Below are 18,801 nucleotides of genomic sequence, written 5' to 3' on the forward strand. Positions count from 1 at the left end.
AACCTTCCATGCTGAAGATCTTCGGCGGCCCCAGCCGCTATATGCAGGGCGCCGGCGCGCTGGAGCGCCTGGGCGAAGTGGCCGCCTGGTTCGGCAAGCGCGCGGTGCTGGTGGCCGACAGCTACGTGCACGGCGTGCTGGGCGGACGGCTGGCCGCCCTGTGCGCCGGCCACGGCGTCGCGCTGCGCCCGCTCATCGTCGACAGCGACCTTACGCCCGACCTGGTCGAGCGGCTGCGCGCGCAAGCGGCCGCCCAGCCGTTCGAACTGGTCATCGCGGCCGGCGGCGGCAAGTCGCTGGACGCCGGCAAGGCGGTGGCGCACGCGGCCCATTGCCACCTGGTCACCGTGCCCACCGTGGCATCGAACGACGCGCCCACCAGCAAGAACTACGTGCTGTACGACGCGCACCATCAGTTGCTGGCGGTCGAGCACATGGCCTTCAACCCGACGGCCGTCATCGTCGATACCGCGGTCATCGCCACCGCCCCGCCGCTTTTCTTCCGCGCCGGCCTGGGCGACGCGATCTCCAAGAAATTCGAGGCCGCGCAATGCCTGGGCGCCGGCGGGCGCAACATGTACGACGGCGCCTCGACCCTGACAGCGCAGTACATCGCCGACGGCTGCCTGGCCACGCTGCTGGCCGACGGCGAGGCCGCCCTGGCGGCGGCCGGCACCGGCCAGCCCACGCCCGCCTTCGAGCGCGCGGTCGAGGCCATGATCCTGATGAGCGGCCTGGGCTTCGAAAGCGGCGGGCTGTCCATCGCCCATGCGCTGACCCGCGGCCTGCCCCGCATCGCCGGCGTCGCCACCGCCCTGCACGGCCTGCAGGTGGCGGTGGGCCTGCTGGTGCAGCTGGATCTCGAACAGCGCGACGACGACATGCTGGCCCGCTTGCGGCGCTGGTACGGCAAGGTCGGCCTGCCGGCCAGCCTGCGCGACCTGGGCGCCACCACGCCGGACCGCCAGGCCATCGACGAAGCCGCCGCCCTCACCCTGAAGGCGCGCCATGCCGCCCATTTCGCGCGCACGCTGACACAGCGGGAACTGGCCGACGCCCTGCTGCGCCACTTCTGACGCACCCTCAGCCAGCCGGCGCAGAACAGTGCAGGTCGGCGCAGGTTGGTGCAGGTCGGTGCAGGTCGGTGCAGGGCAGTGCAGGGCAGTGCATGCAGGTGTCTGACACCCCAGGCGAAACCGCCGGCATGCCAGGACCGCCTAATTGGGGTGTCAGACACCTACCGCACCTACGGCACCTAGGGCACCTACGGCACCTTCGGACGATTCGAGAACCGCGCTCGGGCCCACAATTTCCACCCTTCCCGGCATGCGACAGAGATATAAGATATATGACAAAGATTGGCTCGCCGACCCCAACAACGCCGCACTACCGCAAAAAAACACTTATCTGACGCGGATTTAGGGAAATCCCTGATTTCCCGGCCTGCCATGCCAACTAGAATCAGGTCGGAGTTTTTCGAACTGGGATCACATATATCATATATTCTTTAACAGGCCGGCTGCGGGCTTGATCGGCCCCCATCCATACCAACAACAGGAGACAGGCAATGTTCAAAATCCGGAAGTTCGCCCTGGCGCTGGGCATCTGCGGCGCGCTCGCCAGCGGCAGCGCGGCGGCCGACATGAAAATCGGCGCGCTGTTCCCCTTCAGCGGCGCGCTGGCGCTGCTGGGCCAGGAAAGCTATCGCGGGCTGGAATTGGCGGTCAACGAGATCAACGCCGCGGGCGGCATCAACGGCGAGAAGATCGAAATCCTCAAGGCCGACGCGGTCGATCCCACCCAGGCGGTGTCGGAAACCAAGCGCCTGATCTCCTCCGAGGTCGTCGCGGTGTTCGGCAGCTACGCGTCCGGCATCTCGTACGCGGCGTCGCCGGTGGCCGAGCTGGCCGGGGTGCCCTACTTCGAGCTGGGCGCCACTGCCCACAAGATCACCACGCGCGGCTACAAGTACCTGTTCCGCAGCAATCCCAACACCGCGCTGTACGGGGTGGCGGTGGTCGACGCGCTGCACGAGATCATCGGCCCCGGCATGGGCCTGGACCCGAAGCAGATCAAGATCGGCATCATCCACGAAGACGGCCCCTACGGCACCGACGTGGCCGCCACCGAGAAACAGCGCGCGCAGGAACTGGGCTACACCGTGGCCGAAGTGCTGCCGTATTCGGCCAAGACGGTCGACCTGTCCTCGCTGATCCTGCGCCTGAAGGGCGCGGGCGTCGACGTGGTGCTGCAGACGGCCTACCAGAACGACGCCATCCTGTATTTCCGCCAGGCGCGCGCCGCCAACTTCAAGCCCAAGGTGGTGATCGGCGCCGGCGGCGGCTATTCGCTGGCGGACACCGCCAAGGCGGTGGGCGCCGACATGAACGGCGTGTTCGACCTGGACTTCCCCCAGGCGTCCATCAACCCGGCCGGCGCGCCGGGCCTGGACAAGTTCCTGGAGGCCTACAAGACCACCTACAAGAGCGACCCGCAGTCGGGCCACAGCCTGACCAACTACGTGGGCGCCAAGGCCTTCTTCGAAGCCATCGCCAACGCCAAGTCCACCGACGCCGACAAGATCCGCGAGGCCGTGCTGGCCTACAAGAAGCCGGCCGGCCAGAGCGCCAACGGCTGGGGCTTCGCCTTCGACGAGGAAGGCCAGAACACGGCCTCGACGTTCTATGTGATGCAGTGGCAGGACGGCAAGCTGGTCACCATCGCGCCGTCCAACCTCGCGCTCGGCAAGCCGATCTTCAACAAGTAGGGCGTACTGCCAGCCGGGAAATCCGGGCCCGCGCGGGAGCCCGGATTTCCGCATCTGACGAGGTTGCACAATGGATATATTCGTTCAACTGGTCATCAACGGCCTGTTGCTGGGTGGCGCCTACACCATCATCAGCCTGGGCCTGACGCTGATCTTCGGCGTGGTGCGCGTGGTGAACTTCGCGCACGGCGAATTCCTGATGGTAGGCATGTACCTGGTCTACCTGATCGCGGTGCAGTTCGGCCTGCACCCCTATGCCGGGCTGATCCCGGTGGCGGTCATCCTGTTCGCGCTGGGCGTGCTGACGCAGCGCGCCATCATCCAGCCGCTGCTCAATGCCGACGAGCATATCCAGATCTTCGCCACCGTGGGCGTGTCGACCATCCTGCTGAACCTGGCGCTGGTCATCTTCGGCGCCAACGTGCTGCGGCCGCCGGTCGAGCTGGGCACGCACTCGTTCAGCGTCGGCCCCTATTCCATGGTGACCGGCCAGCTCATCACCTTCGTGGTCGGCATCACCCTGGCCGTGCTGCTGCACCAGTTCATGCACCGCACCTACCTGGGCCGGGCCCTGCGCGCCGTGGCCCAGCACCGCTACGCGGCCATGCTGATGGGGGTCAATGTGCACAGCGTGTACGCCATCGCGTTCGGCCTGGGCACCGCGTTCGTGGGCATCGCCGCCGGCCTGCTGGCGCCCCAGTACCCGGTGTTCCCCACCGTGGGCACCTACTTCGTGCTGACCGCCTTCGTGATCGTGGTGCTGGGCGGCCTGGGCAGCCTGTACGGCGCGGTGGCCGGCTCGATGATCCTCGGCATCGTCGATACGCTGGCCGGCTACTACATCGCGCCCGACCTGAAGGAGGTGGTGTATTTCGGGATCTTCCTGCTGATCCTTGTCCTGCGTCCCACCGGCCTGTTCGGCATCGGCACAGAATAAGGAGCGCGCCGTGTTTCCCGACTTCCGCAGCCCCAAAGCCTACGTCAGCCTGCTGCTGCTGATCGCCATGTTCCTGGTGCCCGCCATCATGGGCACGCCCTTCTGGACCAACCTGTTTGTCCTGCTGTTCGTGTTCGCCGCCCTGTCGGTGGCATGGAACATCGTGGGCGGCTATGCCGGCCAGCTCTCGCTGGGCCATGCCGTGTTCTACGGCATCGGCGGCTATACGGCCACCTTGCTGACCCAGAACTTCGGCATCACGCCCTGGCTGGGCATGCTCGCCGGCGCGCTGATCTCCGGCGCGGTGGCGGTGGTGATCAGCTACCCCACCCTGCGCCTGCGCGGCCCGTTCTTCGCGCTGGCCACCATCGCCATCCTCGAAGTGGTGCGCCTGCTGGTCATCCATGAAGAAAGCTGGACCGGCGGCTCCAGCGGCATCAGCCTGCCGCTGAACATCGGCTGGACCTGGATCGTCTTCCGCGAGAAGCTGAACTACGTCATCATCGCCTTCGCGCTGCTGCTGCTGGTGTTGTGGGTGTCGTGGTTCATGCGCAAGTCGCGCGTCGGCCACTACCTCATCGCCATCCGCGAACGCGAGGACGCGGCGCTGGCGGTGGGCATCCACACCGTGCGGGTGAAGATCCTCGCCGCGGTGGTGTCGGCCATGCTCACCAGCATCATCGGCACCTTCCACATCACCTACCTGACCTTCGTCGATCCCAGTTCGGCCTTCTCGCTGGAGCTGTCCATCCAGATCGCCATGTTCGCCCTGATCGGCGGCCTCGGCACGGTGGCCGGGCCGGTCGCCGGCACCTTCCTGGTGCTGCCCATCGCCGAAATGGCGCGCGGCTGGCTCAGCGCGGTCGGCAACGGCATGCACGGCCTGGTCTACGGCCTGATCCTGGTGGTGGTGGTGCTGACCATCCCGCGCGGCCTGGCCGGCGCCTTCGGGCCGGCCATCGAGCGCCTGCTGGCGCGCCTGCCCTACCTGGGCACGCCGCGCGCCCGCCGCGAATACCCCGAGCACGGCATCGCGCGCGACCCGTCGCGCGACGGCCAGCCGGTGCTCAAGGCCGAGAACCTGCACAAGCGCTTCGGCGGCCTGCGCGCCACCAACGACGTGTCGCTGACCCTGCACCAAGGCGAGATCCTCGGCATCATCGGGCCCAACGGCGCGGGCAAGACCACCGTCTTCAACCTGCTGTCGGGCTTCCTGGCGGCCGACCAGGGCAGCGTCACCCTGCTGGACCACCATGGCCGCTGGGTCTCGTGCAAGTCGCCCGACGCCTTCGCGCACCACGGACTGGGCCGCACTTTCCAGATCGCCAAGCCGTTCACCGGCCTGAGCGTGCTGGAGAACATCATGCTGGGCGCGTTCATCCGCACCGCCAACCGCGACGAAGCGGAACAGATCGCCCGCCGCGTGGCCGAGCAGACCGACCTGACCGCCGCGCTTGACATCGAGGCGCGCAGCCTGACCGTGGGCGGCATGAAGCGGCTGGAAGTCGCCCGCGCGCTGGCCATCCAGCCGAAGATCCTGCTGCTGGACGAAGTGATGGCGGGCCTGAACCCGACCGACATCGAAAAAGCCATCGCCATGATCCGCCGCATCCGCGACAGCGGCGTGTCGGTGCTGCTGATCGAGCACATGATGCGGGCCACCATGGCGCTGTCGGACCGCATCATCGTCATCAACGAAGGCGCGGTGCTGGTCAGCGGCAAGCCGCAGGAAGTGGTGGAGAACCCGGCCGTCATCGAGGCGTACTTGGGCAAGGAGTACCAGGATGCTTAAGGTATCGAATCTGAGTTCCGGATACGGCAAGAGCCAGGTGCTCAACGGGCTGGACTTCGAAGTCCACCCGGGCGAGATCGTCACCCTGATCGGCGCCAACGGCGCCGGCAAGACCACCACCCTGAAGACCCTGTGCGGCATCATCCCCGCCACGGCCGGCACGGTGGAATTCGAGGGCCGCGACCTCACCAACCATACGCCGTACGACATCGTCGACGCCGGCATCACCATGATCCCCGAAGGCCGGCAGCTGTTTCCGCACTTCACGGTGCACGACAACCTGCTGATGGGCTCCTACAAGCGCGCCGCGCGGCCCATCGTGCAGCGCAAGCTGGACGAAGTGCTGGCCCTGTTCCCGCGCGTGCGCGAACGGCTGCGCCAGTACGCCGGCTCGCTGTCCGGCGGCGAGCAGCAGATGGTCGCGATCGCCCGCGGCCTGATGGCCGACCCGAAGCTGCTGGTGTTCGACGAGCCGTCGCTGGGGCTGTCGCCGCTGCTGGTGCAGCAAATGTTCGACACCATCCGCAACGTCACCCAGCACGGCGTCACCGTGCTGCTGGTGGAGCAGAACGTCTTCCGCACGCTGCGCCTGGCCGACCGCGGCTACGTGCTGGAGAACGGCGCGATCGTGCGGCGCGGCACCGGACAGGAACTGCTCAACGACCCCCATGTGAAAAAAGCCTACCTGGGCCACTGACCGAGGATTTCCGCATGACCGACACCTGCATGTATATCGACCACGGCCAGGGCGGCGCGCCCGCCTGCCTGGTGCCGGCGACCCGCCCGGTGGAACGGCCCGCCGGGCGGCAGGTACTGATCGAGGTCGCCTATGCCGGCGTGAACCGGCCCGACGTGCTGCAGCGCGCGGGCGCCTATCCGCCTCCGCCGGGCGCTTCCCCATACCTGGGCCTGGAAGTGTCCGGCCGCATCGTCGCCGTCGGCCCCGATGCGCGCGACCGCAAGGTGGGCGAGCAGGTCTGCGCCCTGACCCCCGGCGGCGGCTACGCCGAGTACTGCCTGGCCGACGAACGCCATTGCCTTCCCGTGCCGCGCGGCCTGAACCTGCTGGAAGCAGCCGCGCTGCCCGAAAACTATTTCACGGTCTGGACCAACGTGTTCGAGCGGGCCCGGCTGCGCGCCGGCGAAACCTTCCTGGTGCACGGCGGCTCCAGCGGCATCGGCCTGACCGCCATCCAGCTCGCGCAGGCCTTCGGCGCCGAGGTCTGGACCACGGTCGGCACGGCCGCCAAGGCCGACGCCTGCCGGCAGGCCGGCGCCGCCCACGCCGTGCTGTACCGCGAACAGGACTTCGAGGAGCAGATCCGCGCCGCCACTGGCGGCAAGGGCGTGGACGTCATCCTCGACATGGTGGGCGGCCGCTACATGAACAAGAACCTGCGCACCCTGGCGCTCAACGGCCGGCTGGTGCAGATCGCCTTCCTGGAGGGCAGCAAGGCCGAGATCGACGCCATGCCCATCATGCTCAAGCGCCTGTCCTTCACCGGCTCTACCCTGCGTCCGCGCAGCGACGAAGACAAGGGCGCTATCGCGCAGGCCCTGGCCGACAAGGTCGTGCCGCTGCTGGAAGCCGGCCGCTGCCGGCCGCGCATCCATGAAGTGTTCCCCCTGGCGCAGGCCGCGCAGGCGCACGAACTGATGGAAAGCAGCCGCCACATCGGCAAGATCATGCTCAAGGTAAAGGACTGACCATGCGCCTGGCAGGAAAGACCGCTATCGTCACCGGCGCGGCCGGCGGCATCGGCTCGGCCATCGTGGCCGGCCTGCTGGCCGAAGGCGCACGCGTCGGCCTGGTCGACGCCGACGCCGCCGCCGGCCGGGCACGCGCCGACGCGCTGGCGGCCGACGGCCACGCCGTCTGCTTCGCCGCGGCGGACGTCGCGCGCTTCGAGGCGTGCCGGGCGGCCCATGAGACCATCACCCAGGCTCTGGGGCCGGCCGACATCCTGGTCAACAACGTCGGCATCTCGCCCAAGACGGACGGCCGTGCGCTGAAGGTATGGGAAATGCCGCCCGGGGAATGGGACAGCGTGGTGGCCGTCAACCTCAACAGCGCCTTCTACATGACGCACCTGGTCGCGCCGCACATGGTCGGCCAGCGCGCCGGCCGCGTCATCAACATGTCGTCGGTGGCCGGCAAGGCCTATTGCGACATCGTCGGCGCCCACTACGCCGCCACCAAGGCCGCGCTGGTCGGCCTGACCCGCCACTGGGCGGCCGAACTGGGCGAATACGGCGTCACCGTCAACGCCCTGGCGCCCGGGCGCATCGGCACGCCGCTGCTGCGCTCCGTGCCGCAGGCCGTCAACGACGCCGTGCTGCGCGTCACGCCGCTGGGCCGCCTCGGCACGCCCGAGGAAGTGGCCGATGCCTGCCTGTTCTTCGCGTCGGACCAGGCCCGGTTTGTCACGGGCCAGGTGCTGGACGTGGCGGGGGGGCTGGTTGATGACGTAAGACTAGTAAGCGCCACGCTGTGCGGCACGGTCATGGCGCCCGCCCGAACGCAAGGACGGCGTTATTGCCGCCCATGCCGAAGGAGTTGCTGATCGCCAGGCGCAGGTCAAGCAATCGGCGCGCCGTACCCGGTACGTAGTCGAGATCGCACTCCGGATCGCCGCCTTCGAAGAACAAGGTGGGCGGGACGACGCCGCGCTGCACCGACAGCGCCGTGACAGCGGCTTCGATGGCGCCGGCCGCACCGATTGCATGCCCGATTGCGCCCTTGATGCTGCTGATGGGCAGATGGCAAGCATGTTCGCCGAATACCTGCTTGATGGCGGCGGTTTCGATACGGTCGCCCACCAGCGTGCCGGTGGCGTGGGCGTTGATATAACCGATGTCGCTTGCGGCCAAGCCGCCGTCGGCAAGACAGCGCAGCATCGCCAGCGCCTAACCGCGGGCGTCGGGGTGCACCGGATGGGTCCCGTCGTTGCTGACGCCATAACCACGAAGTTCGGCGATCACGGTGGCATTGCGTGCCCGAGCGTGTTCGGCGGACTCCAACACCAGCATTGCAGCCCCCTCGCCCAAGGCGAATCCGCTGCGTTTGTGACTGAACGGCCGGCAATAACCACCGCGCGCGTCCGCAGGCTCGGCGCACAGGACATACAACTGCTTCCACGCCGCCATGAGCGCGGGAGTGAACATCGATTCCGTCCCTCCCGCGATGGCGATATCCAGATAGCCATCGCGCACGCGGCGGAAGGCTTCTCCGATGGCGACGGCGCCGGCCGAACACGCAGTGGCGTAGGTTTGTGCCTCGGCGACCGACTCCAGCTTCTGCGCGATCAGCGCCGCCGGGGCATGGGGCATGACGGCGGGCACCACCAGCACCGGGCGACGGGGCCGGATGCCATGGTAAGCCTCGACCGCCTCGCACAGTGTCGACACGCCGCCGATGCCCGTCCCCACGAAAACGCCACACTCGGACAGGCGGGAAGCGTCCAGGGCCGCTTCCGCGACGGCCTGGTCGGTGGCGTACTGAGCCAGCAGCGTCACGCGGTCCATCATGCGGGCCTGGCTGGGCGGCGCGGCCCCGGAAACGTCCTCGCGCACATAACCGACACTCTTTTCGATGCCAGGATCGGGATGCCTGCCAATGCCGCACTTGCCGGCAATGAGCGCCTCGAAAGTTTCCCCAACCGAGCCGCCCAGAGGCGAAGCCATGCCGATAGCGGTGATCAATACACGTCGGCGCATCATTCGGCGGCCTCCGTACGCTCGGGTGGCTTCCCATTCTTGGCGGCGCCACGCCGAGCGGCCAAGACGGCGCGCGGGTCGGTGGCGTCGGCCTGCAGCGTGGCGCGACGCGCCGCCACTTCGTGCATATAGGCCATCAAGCCGCTCAAGTTCTTGGGAAACACGCTGGTGATTTCCTGCGCACCGAGGTTGTGGTCGGTAGGCAGCATTTCGTCTGTGGTCAGTCCGAACTCGGTTTCGATTTCCAGCAGGATCTCGAGCACGGCCATGGAATCGAACTGCGCCACGACGGCCCCGAACTCCTGGTCCTCGAGCAAGGGGGCTGACTCGCAGCGGCATGTCGCGGCGATGATGGAGGCCAGCTTTTCTCTCAGCAGCGCGGGCTCCGGCAGAGATACGGGTGGCAGCGGCGGAAGCAGGGTCGATATGCTTGACATGTCAGTTATAGGTGAAAGTCAGGACGGCGCCGGCACGCACCTTACCGGCGGTCACGGTCGGCTCGACCTGGAGATAGCTGGCGCCGACGCGGAACAACCAGCGGCTGGAAGGCAGTCCTTCGAGCGAGGCGCCCATGCCGTTTTCCACTTCCCCGAAGCGCGCGTGGCGATACTGGCCGGTTACCGGGTCTGCCAGCCAAACCTGGATGCCGACGCCGCGCGCACTCTGCGAACCCGTTTCCAGGTTGCTCAGCGTGGCCGGATAACCGGTGACGGGGTTGGTCGGCGTGATTTTGATGCTGGGCGACACATCGCTCGGCGAGCTGCAGGCGAGCTCCAGGTTGGCGGTCGTAATACCCATGCCTTCGCCGCGTTGCAGCATGTGTACCGGAAGCCCCGGAAGCTGGACAGTCAAGGCGGCGCTATTGCTGACGCTGCAGGTGGGCGGCGTAATCCGGATGCTTTCCGCCAGGAATACGCGGTACAGCGGTGCAGTGGAAATGGCCCCGCCGCCCGTCAGCGAAGCCCGCCCGAAGATCGAGCCAGCGCTGATCGTTCCGGGAACGATAGCATCGCCAGTCGCGATGAAATCGATGCGCGTCCGGAGATTAGTGCCCAGCTGATGAGCCCCATTGAACGGGAACACCATTACGCCAGCCTTGTACGGGTTGGCGTACTCCACCGGCGCGGGCCGGCTGTCCGTATCGCTGATGTAGTAATAGACGCGGTAGCCGATGCCGGGTACGCCGGTCGCATACAGATTATTGCCCATCAGCGCGCCGTTGCCGTCGAATCGTTCGATCGTTCCAGCCGGGCAACCATACACCGGCGCCGCTTGTCCCTGAGACCGGGTGTCACCAAGAAACGGAAGCGGCGTCTCCTGCGTGGAAAACAACAGCTCGCCGGCCGTTACGCGCGGCGGCAAGGCAATGGTCGTTTGCTGCGGCCGGACGGCCACCTGAAAGAGCGTACTGTTGTATCGGTCGTAAGCCTGCCCGCTGGGTGCCGTGCCGCCGGGATTCTGCTGGCACGCCGCCTGGGCCGACGAACTCCAGGCAAAACCTGCGAGCAGCGCGCATATGTGCCAGGCATACCGCCAGCCCTGGCGAAACCGGCTCGGCAGGCCGTAGCCGCGCCTCGTCATGATCCGACGCATCTCACCTCCTTGCCGGTCCGGCCGGCCGCGTCGCCGAGTGTCGACGCATCGATCTCGAAACTACACTGCTCCGCGCCGGATGCCCCCCATCTCACGGAAAAGCGCCGGGTTCCTTCCAGGCCGGTCAGCCAGACCCTGCCCACCGGACCGACGATGCCGCGCCGCTCGCCGTCGTCCGCATAGACGATGGCGCCGAACGGCAATTCCATACCGGCAGCGTCCCGCAGCACGATCAGCACCGTGCGGCCGATTTCGGTATCGAACCTGGCCACGACGATGGCGCCGCGGGTCGGCACGACGGTCTGTACGGTCTGTTTCAGGTACGCATCGTCGGTCTGGTAGTCGGATGCCAGCGAAATGCGGTTTTCCCGGTACGGATTGGCGTAGGGGATGAGCGCGCGCCCCTCGGCGTTGGTGCGCACGCCTGGCCGCGCGTCGACCCCCACCCCGGCAGCGCCGGGCGCCTCGACGATGATGGCGGTTTCGCCCAGCGACTGGCCGAGCAGCACGCCTTTACCATCCAGCAGTATGGCGCCGCTGAAATCGGCGTATGTGTTGGAAGTGTCGCGCGAATAGGCATGGCTGAGGTTGGCCGTCCCCACCGGCGACGCGTATCCGATCGCCCCGTATCCCGTGGCGCCGCTATGGCCGTTGTCCCCGCGGCCCGAACCGGCCTGCAAGGCATAGGTCAGGGAGTAGTCGTCGAGCATGGCTCCGTTGAGGCTGACGCCATGGCTGATTCCGTCGCTACGGGTCCGGTTCATCGTATAGCTGGCGCTGTGGCTGCCGCCGAGCGGGATATTGAGGCTCAACATCACAGTAGACTCACGCGACTGCCAGGGGCTGCGGCTGATCGCATAGTTCAGCGAATAGCCTACCCGGCCAATCGAGCTCGAATAGCCCAGCTGCGCGTACGTTGCGTTGCCCGAGGGGTTTCGATAGGCAATGCCGTAATAGCTGAGGGAGATTGATCCGTAGCGGTCCAGCCGCTGCGACACTGACAGCTGGTATTCGTGCTCCCGATCGAAGCCGTGGTGCTCCCGCTTGCCGGCACGTTCGCGGATCGCGTCGTCCAGGCTGCGATAGCCGCCCGAGTGGTAGCGGTAGCTGGCCAGGGTGAAGTCCGTGCCGGTACCGGGGAAGAACTTCGAATACTGCACGCGCGCGGCGCTGCCAGTCAGGGTATTGCCGGCCAGGCTACGGGAACGGGAGCTCGTGACATCGACCGACAACGCGCCCAGCGCGCGCAGGTTCGCGGCCACTCCCAGGGCGCCCGCATGGTAGCCGCCCTGGGCGCTGGTCCAGCCGCCATAGCCCGTCAAGCCATAGGGCAACCCATACGCCAGCGTCACCTGGCCCATCAGCGGACGGTTGGTATCGTAGTTGTGGCGGTGCTCTCCCACCATGGCGCTGTAGTTCCAGATACCTTCCCGCAACATCGCGGGCAACGCCGAAAACGGCTGGAAGTAGCGGGTGGTCCGGCCGCCCAGTTCTTCTATCTCGACCTCGAGGTCGCCGCCGCCCGGCGTTGAATACAGATCGTCTATCTCGAACGGTCCTGCAGGCACGAAGGTCGTGTAAATGGCATGGCTTTGCTGGCGTACGGTCACCTTGGCGTTGCCCGCCGCTACGCCACGGACCACCGGCGCGTAGCCGCGCTGGCTGTCGGGGAGCATGCCGTCGTCGGACTGGATCTGCGCCCCTCGGAAGCGGACCGACGTGAAGACATTCCCTGGCGTCGTGCTGTCCCCCATGCGCAACCGCCCGCGCCATGCGGCAATGTCGCGCTCCATGTACAGGTCGGACCAGTCCCAGCCTGTATCGTAGCCATTGTCGTAATAGGTTTCATTGCCCCGCAGCCGCCAGGCGCCAAGGTTCAGCCCGTTCCGGAAGCTGGCGTAGTACGTGTCGTTGGTATGCCTTCCCTGCATGCTGGAAAAGCTGGACCGGTTGTACGACAGCCGATAGGATGACCATAGCGCGGTCGTTCCCGGATCCCACAAGTGGGCCGGCACCACGCCTCGCGCCTTGCGATCCAGGGCGGCTTGAGGAATGGACAGGTTCATTACATTCTTGTCCTGGTCGTAGGTCACCCTGGCGGCAGGAATATGGCCAAGAGTGCGCGCGCAGTCGGCGTCTTGGAGTTGTTCCAGGCCCGGGAAAGCCTGTACCTTTACGCCCAGTTCGCGCAACGCCGATACGGACAGGCATGGCTGCGCATCTTCGTGTGCAGATCCCTCGACGAATTCGATCTCGCGCATGCCTAACGTCTGGCCATTGAGTTGCAGGACGACCGACCGCACGCCAGGCAGCACCCGGTTGGAAAAGGCAAAGACGGATAAATCCGCTCCCTGCTGATTGCGGTTGCGATGCAGGAAGGTTTCGTCGAATACCATGGCTTCTGCCTGCGATTGCGCATTGCTCATGGCGGGTAGCGCCAGGCAGAGCGCAGCAGCGATGCCTGCCCCCGCAGGCCCGCCCAGGAGACGAACCGGGGTCATCGTGCATGCGCCCCAGCGGTGTCGTCGGAGGCACCCTGCGGTGGCACAGCCACCCGCGGCCAGACCTCGAGCACGCCGTAATCATTGACGACACTCGGCGTCAGGCTGAAGGTCTGTGCCGCCGGACACTTGCCCAGCGGGATGCGGGTGATATCAAGCGGCCTGGCAATGACCGTGCGACCGAATCCCGGCGCCTCCCCGGGGATGTCGATGCGAGCGAAATTGACCGTGTAGGCAGATGTATTGTCGATCGACAACGTGCAAGCCTGCCCGTTGCGACTCCAGGCCCATTTGAGTTGACCTTCGCCGCGTGGCATTTTTTGAATGGCGGCGGGGCGATATAACAATTTGATCCGGGTGCGAGTGGTCAAGACCAGGTTGTTCGGCCCGGCCTCTTTTTTCTGAGGAATTTCAAGGACATTGATCCAGTAATAGGATTCGCGGTCACCCGGCAGGCCTTTTTCCGCCACGCGGGTGATGTCCAGCCTGCGCTCCACCCCGCCATCGAAACGGCTCAGCGGTGGAGTGATGAAGAATGGCGTATCCATTTCCTCGGCTTCGCCGTCGATCCAGGCCTGGACAACATAGGAATCGTTCGACAGGTTCTTGGCGAAAACGGAGGCATGCCGCTCACCCTCATTCATGATTACGCGGGTGCTCGAAAGCTGAATGGCAGCTTGCGCGGCACCGCCTGCCATTCCGGTGATCGCGGCGGAGGCCAGCAGTAGATGTCCGATGAGATTTTTCATGGTGGCAATCACACGGTCGGCACCATGGCCTGCCGATATGCCGTTGTGAATAAACAGGAAGGGGGGGGCCGGACAGACTCGCCCGGCCCTTGGGGTAACGCCAGTGGTACTACGAGTACGTCACCTCGAACACCGCCCGGGCGTTGGCGGGACCAGCAGTGACGGTGCTGTTGACCGCTTCGTAATACGCCTTGAACCGCAGAACGTTCGTGCCATCGACGAGGTTGTACGGGCTCGTCGCCGTACCGATGGTGATCGGCCCGGCGCTGTCGGCCAGACCCACGGCTACGCCCTGGGCACCAGCGCCGTTCTCCAGGCTCAGCAGACGACCGTCGACGATGCTGCCGGCGCCCGGCCGGAAGGTGAATGCCGCGGCGCTGGAAACCGTCGTGTCGCAACCGAGCAGGCTGATCTCGAACTCGGTCTCGGGCCCCTTGGAGCCCACGCCGGTAAAGACGTTGTTCGAGATGCTGCCCATCGGCACGACCATGTTGGCGCCGAGTTGGCCACCGCCGATGGAGCAAGCCGACGTGGTGATCTCGCCGACGAAGGAGATATTGCCGCTATCGGCGACAGCCGCCCCTGCCATCGTGCCGAGACATCCGGCGACCAGGATACTGAGGACCTTCTTTTTCATGGTTTAGAACCCAAGTAGAACGTTGTAGAAGAAATGCGCGACCGCTGGTGACCGAAGAACGAGCTACCCGGCTTGCCGGACAACCGGCGAACCGCGGATAGCGACAGAAAGACTCCGGAGCCGAGCAGCCAGTTGCTTGGCCAGAAAACACAGCACCGTATCAACCAGCCCCGCAAGTGGCGATGGTGGCTGACGCCTTTCCGGTATTTCAGGTCTGCCGCCATCCAGCGAACCGCGCGGGCTAGACCCCGTGCCAGCAACGGATACCTGAGCATCAGCCGGGAACATGGGTTCGCCCACAGGCGGTAGCCCAGGTAGGTAATCGGCGTAAAGGCTTGCGCGCAATGACTCGCGTCGAGAACCCAGTCTTCGAACGAAATCAGGTTCTGACGACGCAACTCGTTGCACACGATCTTCTGGTCGTAACCGACCCACACCCCCAGTTTTCCCATCAATTAGCTCAGTGAGTTTGATCCGTACAAGACACGGCTTGCATGCCATCGACCGACGCCGGCAAATGAAAGCAAGTGACGGTAGTAAACAGCAGGGGTCACAGCCCAACAAGCCAAGACGACCTGCCTTTTGGACTTCCTCAACGACGTGGACCAATAGGAAATTTCCTACATCTCGATGAGAATCTTCCCGCTTCCTTGACACAATGGTCATGGGTAGTTTCGTTAGATGGCTTGCTTGCCCGGAGCAGAGCCCCGGTACGCGTATTAAATGTAGGCAAAGTGGCGTTGAGGGCCGGCAGGAGAATGCAAGGATGCTTCCGTCCTATTCTTTGACCGCGTTCTTTTCCATGGCATCTGCAATGCGTAATGTCTCGAACACAGCGACGCCGACGGCAATTCGAATCGCTGGGCCATGAAACGAACTATAGGTAGTGACCATCCTGTACTCCGCATCAATTTCGATCCAACAATCACCGCGTGGGCGCCGCAGGTGGGACCTCTCCTTCGCGGCCACCGCCGTTCTTTTCCCCACTATGCCGATGGCCGGGATGCCACCAGAGATACCGGCAATGGGAAGTCAGGCCTGGTGGCTGTCCCCGCCCTTCTCTATAGTGCTTCTAATCGTGCTGGCGGGCCTCGTATGCGTTCTGATCATGCTGTACGGCGCGCTGCGCCAGGAGCGGCGTTCGGTACAGACGCTGAAAGCCCTGATGAAGATGCAACTCGCCGTTCTGGATGCGATCCCTATGCCGGTCTATCTGCGCGATCGCCAGCTGAATCTCACCGTATGCAACAGCAAGTACCAGTCGGCATGCAGGAAAACACGTGGCGCCCTGAGGAACTCTCCGCTTGAAGCCATTTCCGGGGTCATGGGAACCAGCACTTCGGACATCGAATCCCTCCGCCGCGATTACCTGCAAGTCATGGAAACAGGCGAACCGCTCATCCAGGATCGCACGCTGACGGCCCAGGGAAAAAGAATGGCCTTGCGACACTGGATCGCGCCGCTGCGTGACGCGTCGGCCGGAGTGGCCGGCGTCGTCGGCGGATGGATCGACGTCACCGATCGCCATCGGGCGCTGGCCGATCTGGCCGATGCACGCGACCGAGCGGAAGCCGCCAACCGTGCCAAATCCACCTTTCTCGCATCGGTCAGCCACGATATCCGCACGCCCATGAATGCCATCATGGGCATGTTGGAACTGACCCTTCTGCAGACCGCCCTCCCCGCACATGCACGCCAGCAACTCGAAATGGCGCTACAGGCGGCTCGCTCATTGCTGTCGCTGATCGGCGATCTACTCGACCTATCCAAGATGGAGGCAGGCAAGTTCCAGCTGCAGCCATGCTCCGCATCTCTACGCGAGGTCGTGCACGAAGTCGCAGGCGTGTTCTCCCCCGTGGCGCACAGCAATGGGGTCGTACTGGAGGCCACGGTCGCGCCATCCGTTGCGCCGATGCATTTGGTTGATCCCTTGCGTCTCAAGCAGGTGCTCAACAACGTCGTTTCGAATGCCGTGCGCTTCACCAGGCAGGGCCATATCCGGCTCGAGGTGAAAGCCACGCCGGAGAAAAGGCGGCACCAGTGGGTCGAGTTCACGGTCAGCGATACAGGCATCGGCATCTCGCGCAAGACCCTGCCGGCCTTGTTCGAACCTTTCGTCCAGGAGCACCCCGAAATCGGCGATCACGGCGCAGGCCTCGGACTCTCCATCTGCAAGCGCCTGGTCGACAAAATGGGAGGTGTCATACGCATTGAAAGCAAGTTGGGTCACGGCACGCGGGTCGTCACGCGCCTCCCCTTGCCAGTGGTTTCGAGTACTGCCCTGCAAGCGACCCAGGCATCGGCACCCACCGATCCAAACGTGGATGCCGCCCAGGATGACCTACCCATCCTGGTGGTGGACGACCAACCGTCCAATCGCCTGCTGATCCAGTTTCAGTTGCACAAGCTGGGACACAAGGTGGTATGCGCCGAGGATGGCTTACAGGCGCTGGCCGCCGCCGCGAAGCAACCATTCCAGTTGGTGATCTGCGATTGCGCCATGCCAGAAATGGATGGCTTTGCGTTCACCCAGGCGCTGCGCGCCCGGCCTGGCGCCAATGCCGCCATCCCGGTCCTGGCATACACGGCTGGCGCACAGGAAACTGACGTCAAGCGTGCGCTGGCAGCCGGCATGAATGCGGTGCTGATAAAGCCGGTCAGCATTGCCGATCTGCGCGAGGCGCTACATGCCCATTTGCCGCGGCCCGGATCCGATCAGCGCTAGGCGCGCCCCCAAGTCATTTCAGCGCCGCCAACACCGCCAGCACGCGCTCGACGGCTGGCACATAAATGGCATGTAGGGCCCGCAGGGTATCCGCCTGCTGCTGTTCTGCCAGGACCTCGATGCGTTGGCTAAGCCTAGCCAGCGAGGCCGTTCCCGCCATATGCGCGGTGCCCTTGATGCGATGGGCACGGGCGCGAACTTCTTGCCAATGCTGGGCGGCACAGGCTTGTTTGAAGCAAAGCAGGTCGGCCGATGTGGTGTCTATGAGGCTGGCTACGAGCTGCGCGATGATCGCGGTATCTCCCTCGACCAACCCGCTGATGTGCTGACCAATGGCCGGACATTCGCCGGGCAACGGCAGCAAATAGCCCGAATTGGCTAGCGCGGTGGCAATGACGCCTTCCGTAATGGGTTCGGGCAGGACTCTCCCGATGTACGCAGTGTTATCTGAAGCGCTGCCGACAACAAGTTGAATGGCATCGGATAACCCGGCGTCCCTCCATTGGGCTGCCGTAGGAGGCGGATCTCCCGGCGCTAGGCGGACAATAGCGACGGCATATGCCAGCGGATCTTTCGGCACGTCGTCGAAACCAACAGATTCGCACACGGCAAGGCTCAACCAGGAGAGCGCATCAGACAGCCCGCTGCCAGCGGCCCAGCCGGGGATGCGCGAAATAACCAGGGCATTGTGCATAAATGGATGAATATCGGCAGGGTATTTGACTCAGGCAACCGGCAAATAGAACCACGAGGATTCAGCGAGCGGCATCCTGTTTTCGGGCGAAATCAACCAGCTCCACCAGCGACCTGACACCGAGCTTGTTCATGAGCCGCGTCTTGTAGGTACTGACAGTCTTGTTGCTGATGTAGAGTGCGTCGGCAATTTCTTTATTGGACATCCCACGCACGAGCATCTGCATGACGATCAATTCCTTGTTGGACAGCCCGTCAAGCGCGTAGGCCCCGGCGGGTCTGCCCGCGACGCGCTGCGATCGGTCTATGTCGGGGAAAATGGTGTAGCCCGCCATGACCGCTTCTACAGCACGAACGATTTCGGGCATCTCCTGAGCCTTGCTGATGTAACCCTGCCCTCCGGCGGCCTTGACGCGCGGGGCAAAGACAATCGGATCCTGCCCTGAAATTACCAGGATGCGAACATGGGGTTGCAGCGCCTTCATGCGCGGGATGGCCTCCAGGCCGTTCATCCTCGGCAGGTCGATGTCCAGGACAATCAGGCCGGGGGCATGCTCACGCACTGCCTGAATGGCATCCTGGCCATTACCGGCTTCAAGAATGCCAGTCACACCGAGAATCTGAGACAAATGCTGCCTCAGCACCAACCGTAGGGAAGGATGGTCGTCGACGATGAGTACGGTGGTCACG

Annotated in this window: 17 protein-coding genes and 1 pseudogene; 8 read left to right on the top strand and 10 right to left on the bottom strand. The window is 64.9% G+C overall.

Features of this window, described 5'->3' with window-relative positions; translation table 11 throughout:
- Window positions 1–8: 8 nt before the first annotated feature.
- The 7 genes and pseudogenes from CAL24_RS21000 to CAL24_RS21030 all read left to right on the top strand — a co-directional run bounded on the left by CAL24_RS21000 (window position 9) and on the right by CAL24_RS21030 (window position 7,968).
- On the top strand, window positions 9–1,076 hold the full coding sequence (locus CAL24_RS21000; protein ID WP_094807802.1) for a glycerol dehydrogenase: 1,068 nt from the start codon (window positions 9–11) through the stop codon (window positions 1,074–1,076).
- A gap of 491 nt (window positions 1,077–1,567) precedes the next feature.
- Window positions 1,568–2,767 (top strand): ABC transporter substrate-binding protein, encoded by a 1,200-nt coding sequence (locus CAL24_RS21005; protein ID WP_028354947.1) that lies wholly within the window; start codon window positions 1,568–1,570, stop codon window positions 2,765–2,767.
- A gap of 70 nt (window positions 2,768–2,837) precedes the next feature.
- Window positions 2,838–3,704 (top strand): branched-chain amino acid ABC transporter permease, encoded by an 867-nt coding sequence (locus tag CAL24_RS21010; protein WP_028354948.1) that lies wholly within the window; start codon window positions 2,838–2,840, stop codon window positions 3,702–3,704.
- Between the two features lie 10 nt (window positions 3,705–3,714).
- The gene (locus tag CAL24_RS21015) at window positions 3,715–5,496 is read left to right on the top strand and encodes a branched-chain amino acid ABC transporter ATP-binding protein/permease (protein ID WP_094807803.1); all 1,782 of its coding nucleotides are present in this window, start codon (window positions 3,715–3,717) and stop codon (window positions 5,494–5,496) included.
- Window positions 5,489–6,193, top strand: coding sequence for an ABC transporter ATP-binding protein (locus CAL24_RS21020; RefSeq protein ID WP_094807804.1), 705 nt, complete (start codon window positions 5,489–5,491; stop codon window positions 6,191–6,193). Before CAL24_RS21015 ends, CAL24_RS21020 begins: the two co-directional genes overlap by 8 nt.
- Before the next feature lie 14 nt (window positions 6,194–6,207).
- Window positions 6,208–7,203, top strand: a complete 996-nt coding sequence (locus CAL24_RS21025; RefSeq protein ID WP_094807805.1) for an NAD(P)H-quinone oxidoreductase — start codon at window positions 6,208–6,210, stop codon at window positions 7,201–7,203.
- 2 nt (window positions 7,204–7,205) lie between these two features.
- Window positions 7,206–7,968 (top strand): annotated as a pseudogene (locus tag CAL24_RS21030) (SDR family oxidoreductase).
- Window positions 7,969–7,998: 30 nt separating this feature from the next.
- Here CAL24_RS21030 and CAL24_RS24390 read toward each other — a convergent pair.
- The 8 genes from CAL24_RS24390 to CAL24_RS21065 all read right to left on the bottom strand — a co-directional run bounded on the left by CAL24_RS24390 (window position 7,999) and on the right by CAL24_RS21065 (window position 15,145).
- Window positions 7,999–8,394, bottom strand: coding sequence for a hypothetical protein (locus CAL24_RS24390; RefSeq protein WP_249278602.1), 396 nt, complete (start codon window positions 8,392–8,394; stop codon window positions 7,999–8,001).
- 9 nt (window positions 8,395–8,403) lie between these two features.
- On the bottom strand, window positions 8,404–9,216 hold the full coding sequence (locus CAL24_RS21035) for a beta-ketoacyl synthase N-terminal-like domain-containing protein (protein WP_249278603.1): 813 nt from the start codon (window positions 9,214–9,216) through the stop codon (window positions 8,404–8,406).
- Window positions 9,213–9,530 carry an acyl carrier protein gene (locus CAL24_RS24395; RefSeq protein ID WP_249278604.1) on the bottom strand — a complete coding sequence of 106 codons (318 nt, stop codon included), beginning with the start codon at window positions 9,528–9,530 and terminating at the stop codon, window positions 9,213–9,215. The genes CAL24_RS21035 and CAL24_RS24395 overlap by 4 nt, the downstream gene beginning before the upstream one ends.
- Before the next feature lie 121 nt (window positions 9,531–9,651).
- Window positions 9,652–10,806 carry a fimbrial protein gene (locus CAL24_RS21045; RefSeq protein ID WP_081760443.1) on the bottom strand — a complete coding sequence of 385 codons (1,155 nt, stop codon included), beginning with the start codon at window positions 10,804–10,806 and terminating at the stop codon, window positions 9,652–9,654.
- Window positions 10,791–13,232, bottom strand: a complete 2,442-nt coding sequence (locus tag CAL24_RS21050) for a fimbria/pilus outer membrane usher protein (RefSeq protein ID WP_094807807.1) — start codon at window positions 13,230–13,232, stop codon at window positions 10,791–10,793. Before CAL24_RS21050 ends, CAL24_RS21045 begins: the two co-directional genes overlap by 16 nt.
- Window positions 13,233–13,303: 71 nt before the next feature.
- Window positions 13,304–14,056, bottom strand: a complete 753-nt coding sequence (locus CAL24_RS21055) for a fimbrial biogenesis chaperone (RefSeq protein WP_094807808.1) — start codon at window positions 14,054–14,056, stop codon at window positions 13,304–13,306.
- Between the two features lie 109 nt (window positions 14,057–14,165).
- On the bottom strand, window positions 14,166–14,693 hold the full coding sequence (locus tag CAL24_RS21060; protein ID WP_028354957.1) for a fimbrial protein: 528 nt from the start codon (window positions 14,691–14,693) through the stop codon (window positions 14,166–14,168).
- Window positions 14,690–15,145 carry a hypothetical protein gene (locus CAL24_RS21065; protein WP_212591750.1) on the bottom strand — a complete coding sequence of 152 codons (456 nt, stop codon included), beginning with the start codon at window positions 15,143–15,145 and terminating at the stop codon, window positions 14,690–14,692. Before CAL24_RS21065 ends, CAL24_RS21060 begins: the two co-directional genes overlap by 4 nt.
- Before the next feature lie 434 nt (window positions 15,146–15,579).
- On the opposite strand from CAL24_RS21065, the gene CAL24_RS21070 reads away from it, so the two are divergent.
- Window positions 15,580–17,418: an ATP-binding response regulator gene (locus CAL24_RS21070; RefSeq protein WP_094807809.1), complete on the top strand. Its 1,839-nt coding sequence runs from the start codon at window positions 15,580–15,582 to the stop codon at window positions 17,416–17,418.
- Between the two features lie 13 nt (window positions 17,419–17,431).
- On the opposite strand, the gene CAL24_RS21075 is transcribed toward CAL24_RS21070, so the two are convergent.
- The gene (locus CAL24_RS21075; protein ID WP_028354958.1) at window positions 17,432–18,112 is read right to left on the bottom strand and encodes an Hpt domain-containing protein; all 681 of its coding nucleotides are present in this window, start codon (window positions 18,110–18,112) and stop codon (window positions 17,432–17,434) included.
- 61 nt (window positions 18,113–18,173) lie between these two features.
- A complete protein-coding gene (locus CAL24_RS21080; protein WP_028354959.1) occupies window positions 18,174–18,800 on the bottom strand; it encodes a response regulator transcription factor in 627 nt (208 codons plus the stop codon).
- Window position 18,801 lies beyond the last annotated feature (1 nt).

Origin of the sequence: Bordetella genomosp. 2 (assembly GCF_002261345.1) — a bacterium.
GTDB lineage: Bacteria > Pseudomonadota > Gammaproteobacteria > Burkholderiales > Burkholderiaceae_B > Bordetella_A.

Coding starts and splice junctions, on each gene's coding strand:
- CAL24_RS21060 (WP_028354957.1), bottom strand. CDS start 14,693: ATGAAAAAGAAGGTCCTCAGTATCCTGGTCGCCGGATGTCTCGGCACG.
- CAL24_RS21000 (WP_094807802.1), top strand. CDS start 9: ATGCTGAAGATCTTCGGCGGCCCCAGCCGCTATATGCAGGGCGCCGGC.
- CAL24_RS21065 (WP_212591750.1), bottom strand. CDS start 15,145: ATGGGAAAACTGGGGGTGTGGGTCGGTTACGACCAGAAGATCGTGTGC.
- CAL24_RS21045 (WP_081760443.1), bottom strand. CDS start 10,806: ATGCGTCGGATCATGACGAGGCGCGGCTACGGCCTGCCGAGCCGGTTT.
- CAL24_RS21055 (WP_094807808.1), bottom strand. CDS start 14,056: ATGAAAAATCTCATCGGACATCTACTGCTGGCCTCCGCCGCGATCACC.
- CAL24_RS21050 (WP_094807807.1), bottom strand. CDS start 13,232: ATGAGCAATGCGCAATCGCAGGCAGAAGCCATGGTATTCGACGAAACC.
- CAL24_RS21025 (WP_094807805.1), top strand. CDS start 6,208: ATGACCGACACCTGCATGTATATCGACCACGGCCAGGGCGGCGCGCCC.
- CAL24_RS21010 (WP_028354948.1), top strand. CDS start 2,838: ATGGATATATTCGTTCAACTGGTCATCAACGGCCTGTTGCTGGGTGGC.
- CAL24_RS21020 (WP_094807804.1), top strand. CDS start 5,489: ATGCTTAAGGTATCGAATCTGAGTTCCGGATACGGCAAGAGCCAGGTG.
- CAL24_RS21005 (WP_028354947.1), top strand. CDS start 1,568: ATGTTCAAAATCCGGAAGTTCGCCCTGGCGCTGGGCATCTGCGGCGCG.
- CAL24_RS24390 (WP_249278602.1), bottom strand. CDS start 8,394: ATGCTGCGCTGTCTTGCCGACGGCGGCTTGGCCGCAAGCGACATCGGT.
- CAL24_RS21075 (WP_028354958.1), bottom strand. CDS start 18,112: ATGCACAATGCCCTGGTTATTTCGCGCATCCCCGGCTGGGCCGCTGGC.
- CAL24_RS21035 (WP_249278603.1), bottom strand. CDS start 9,216: ATGATGCGCCGACGTGTATTGATCACCGCTATCGGCATGGCTTCGCCT.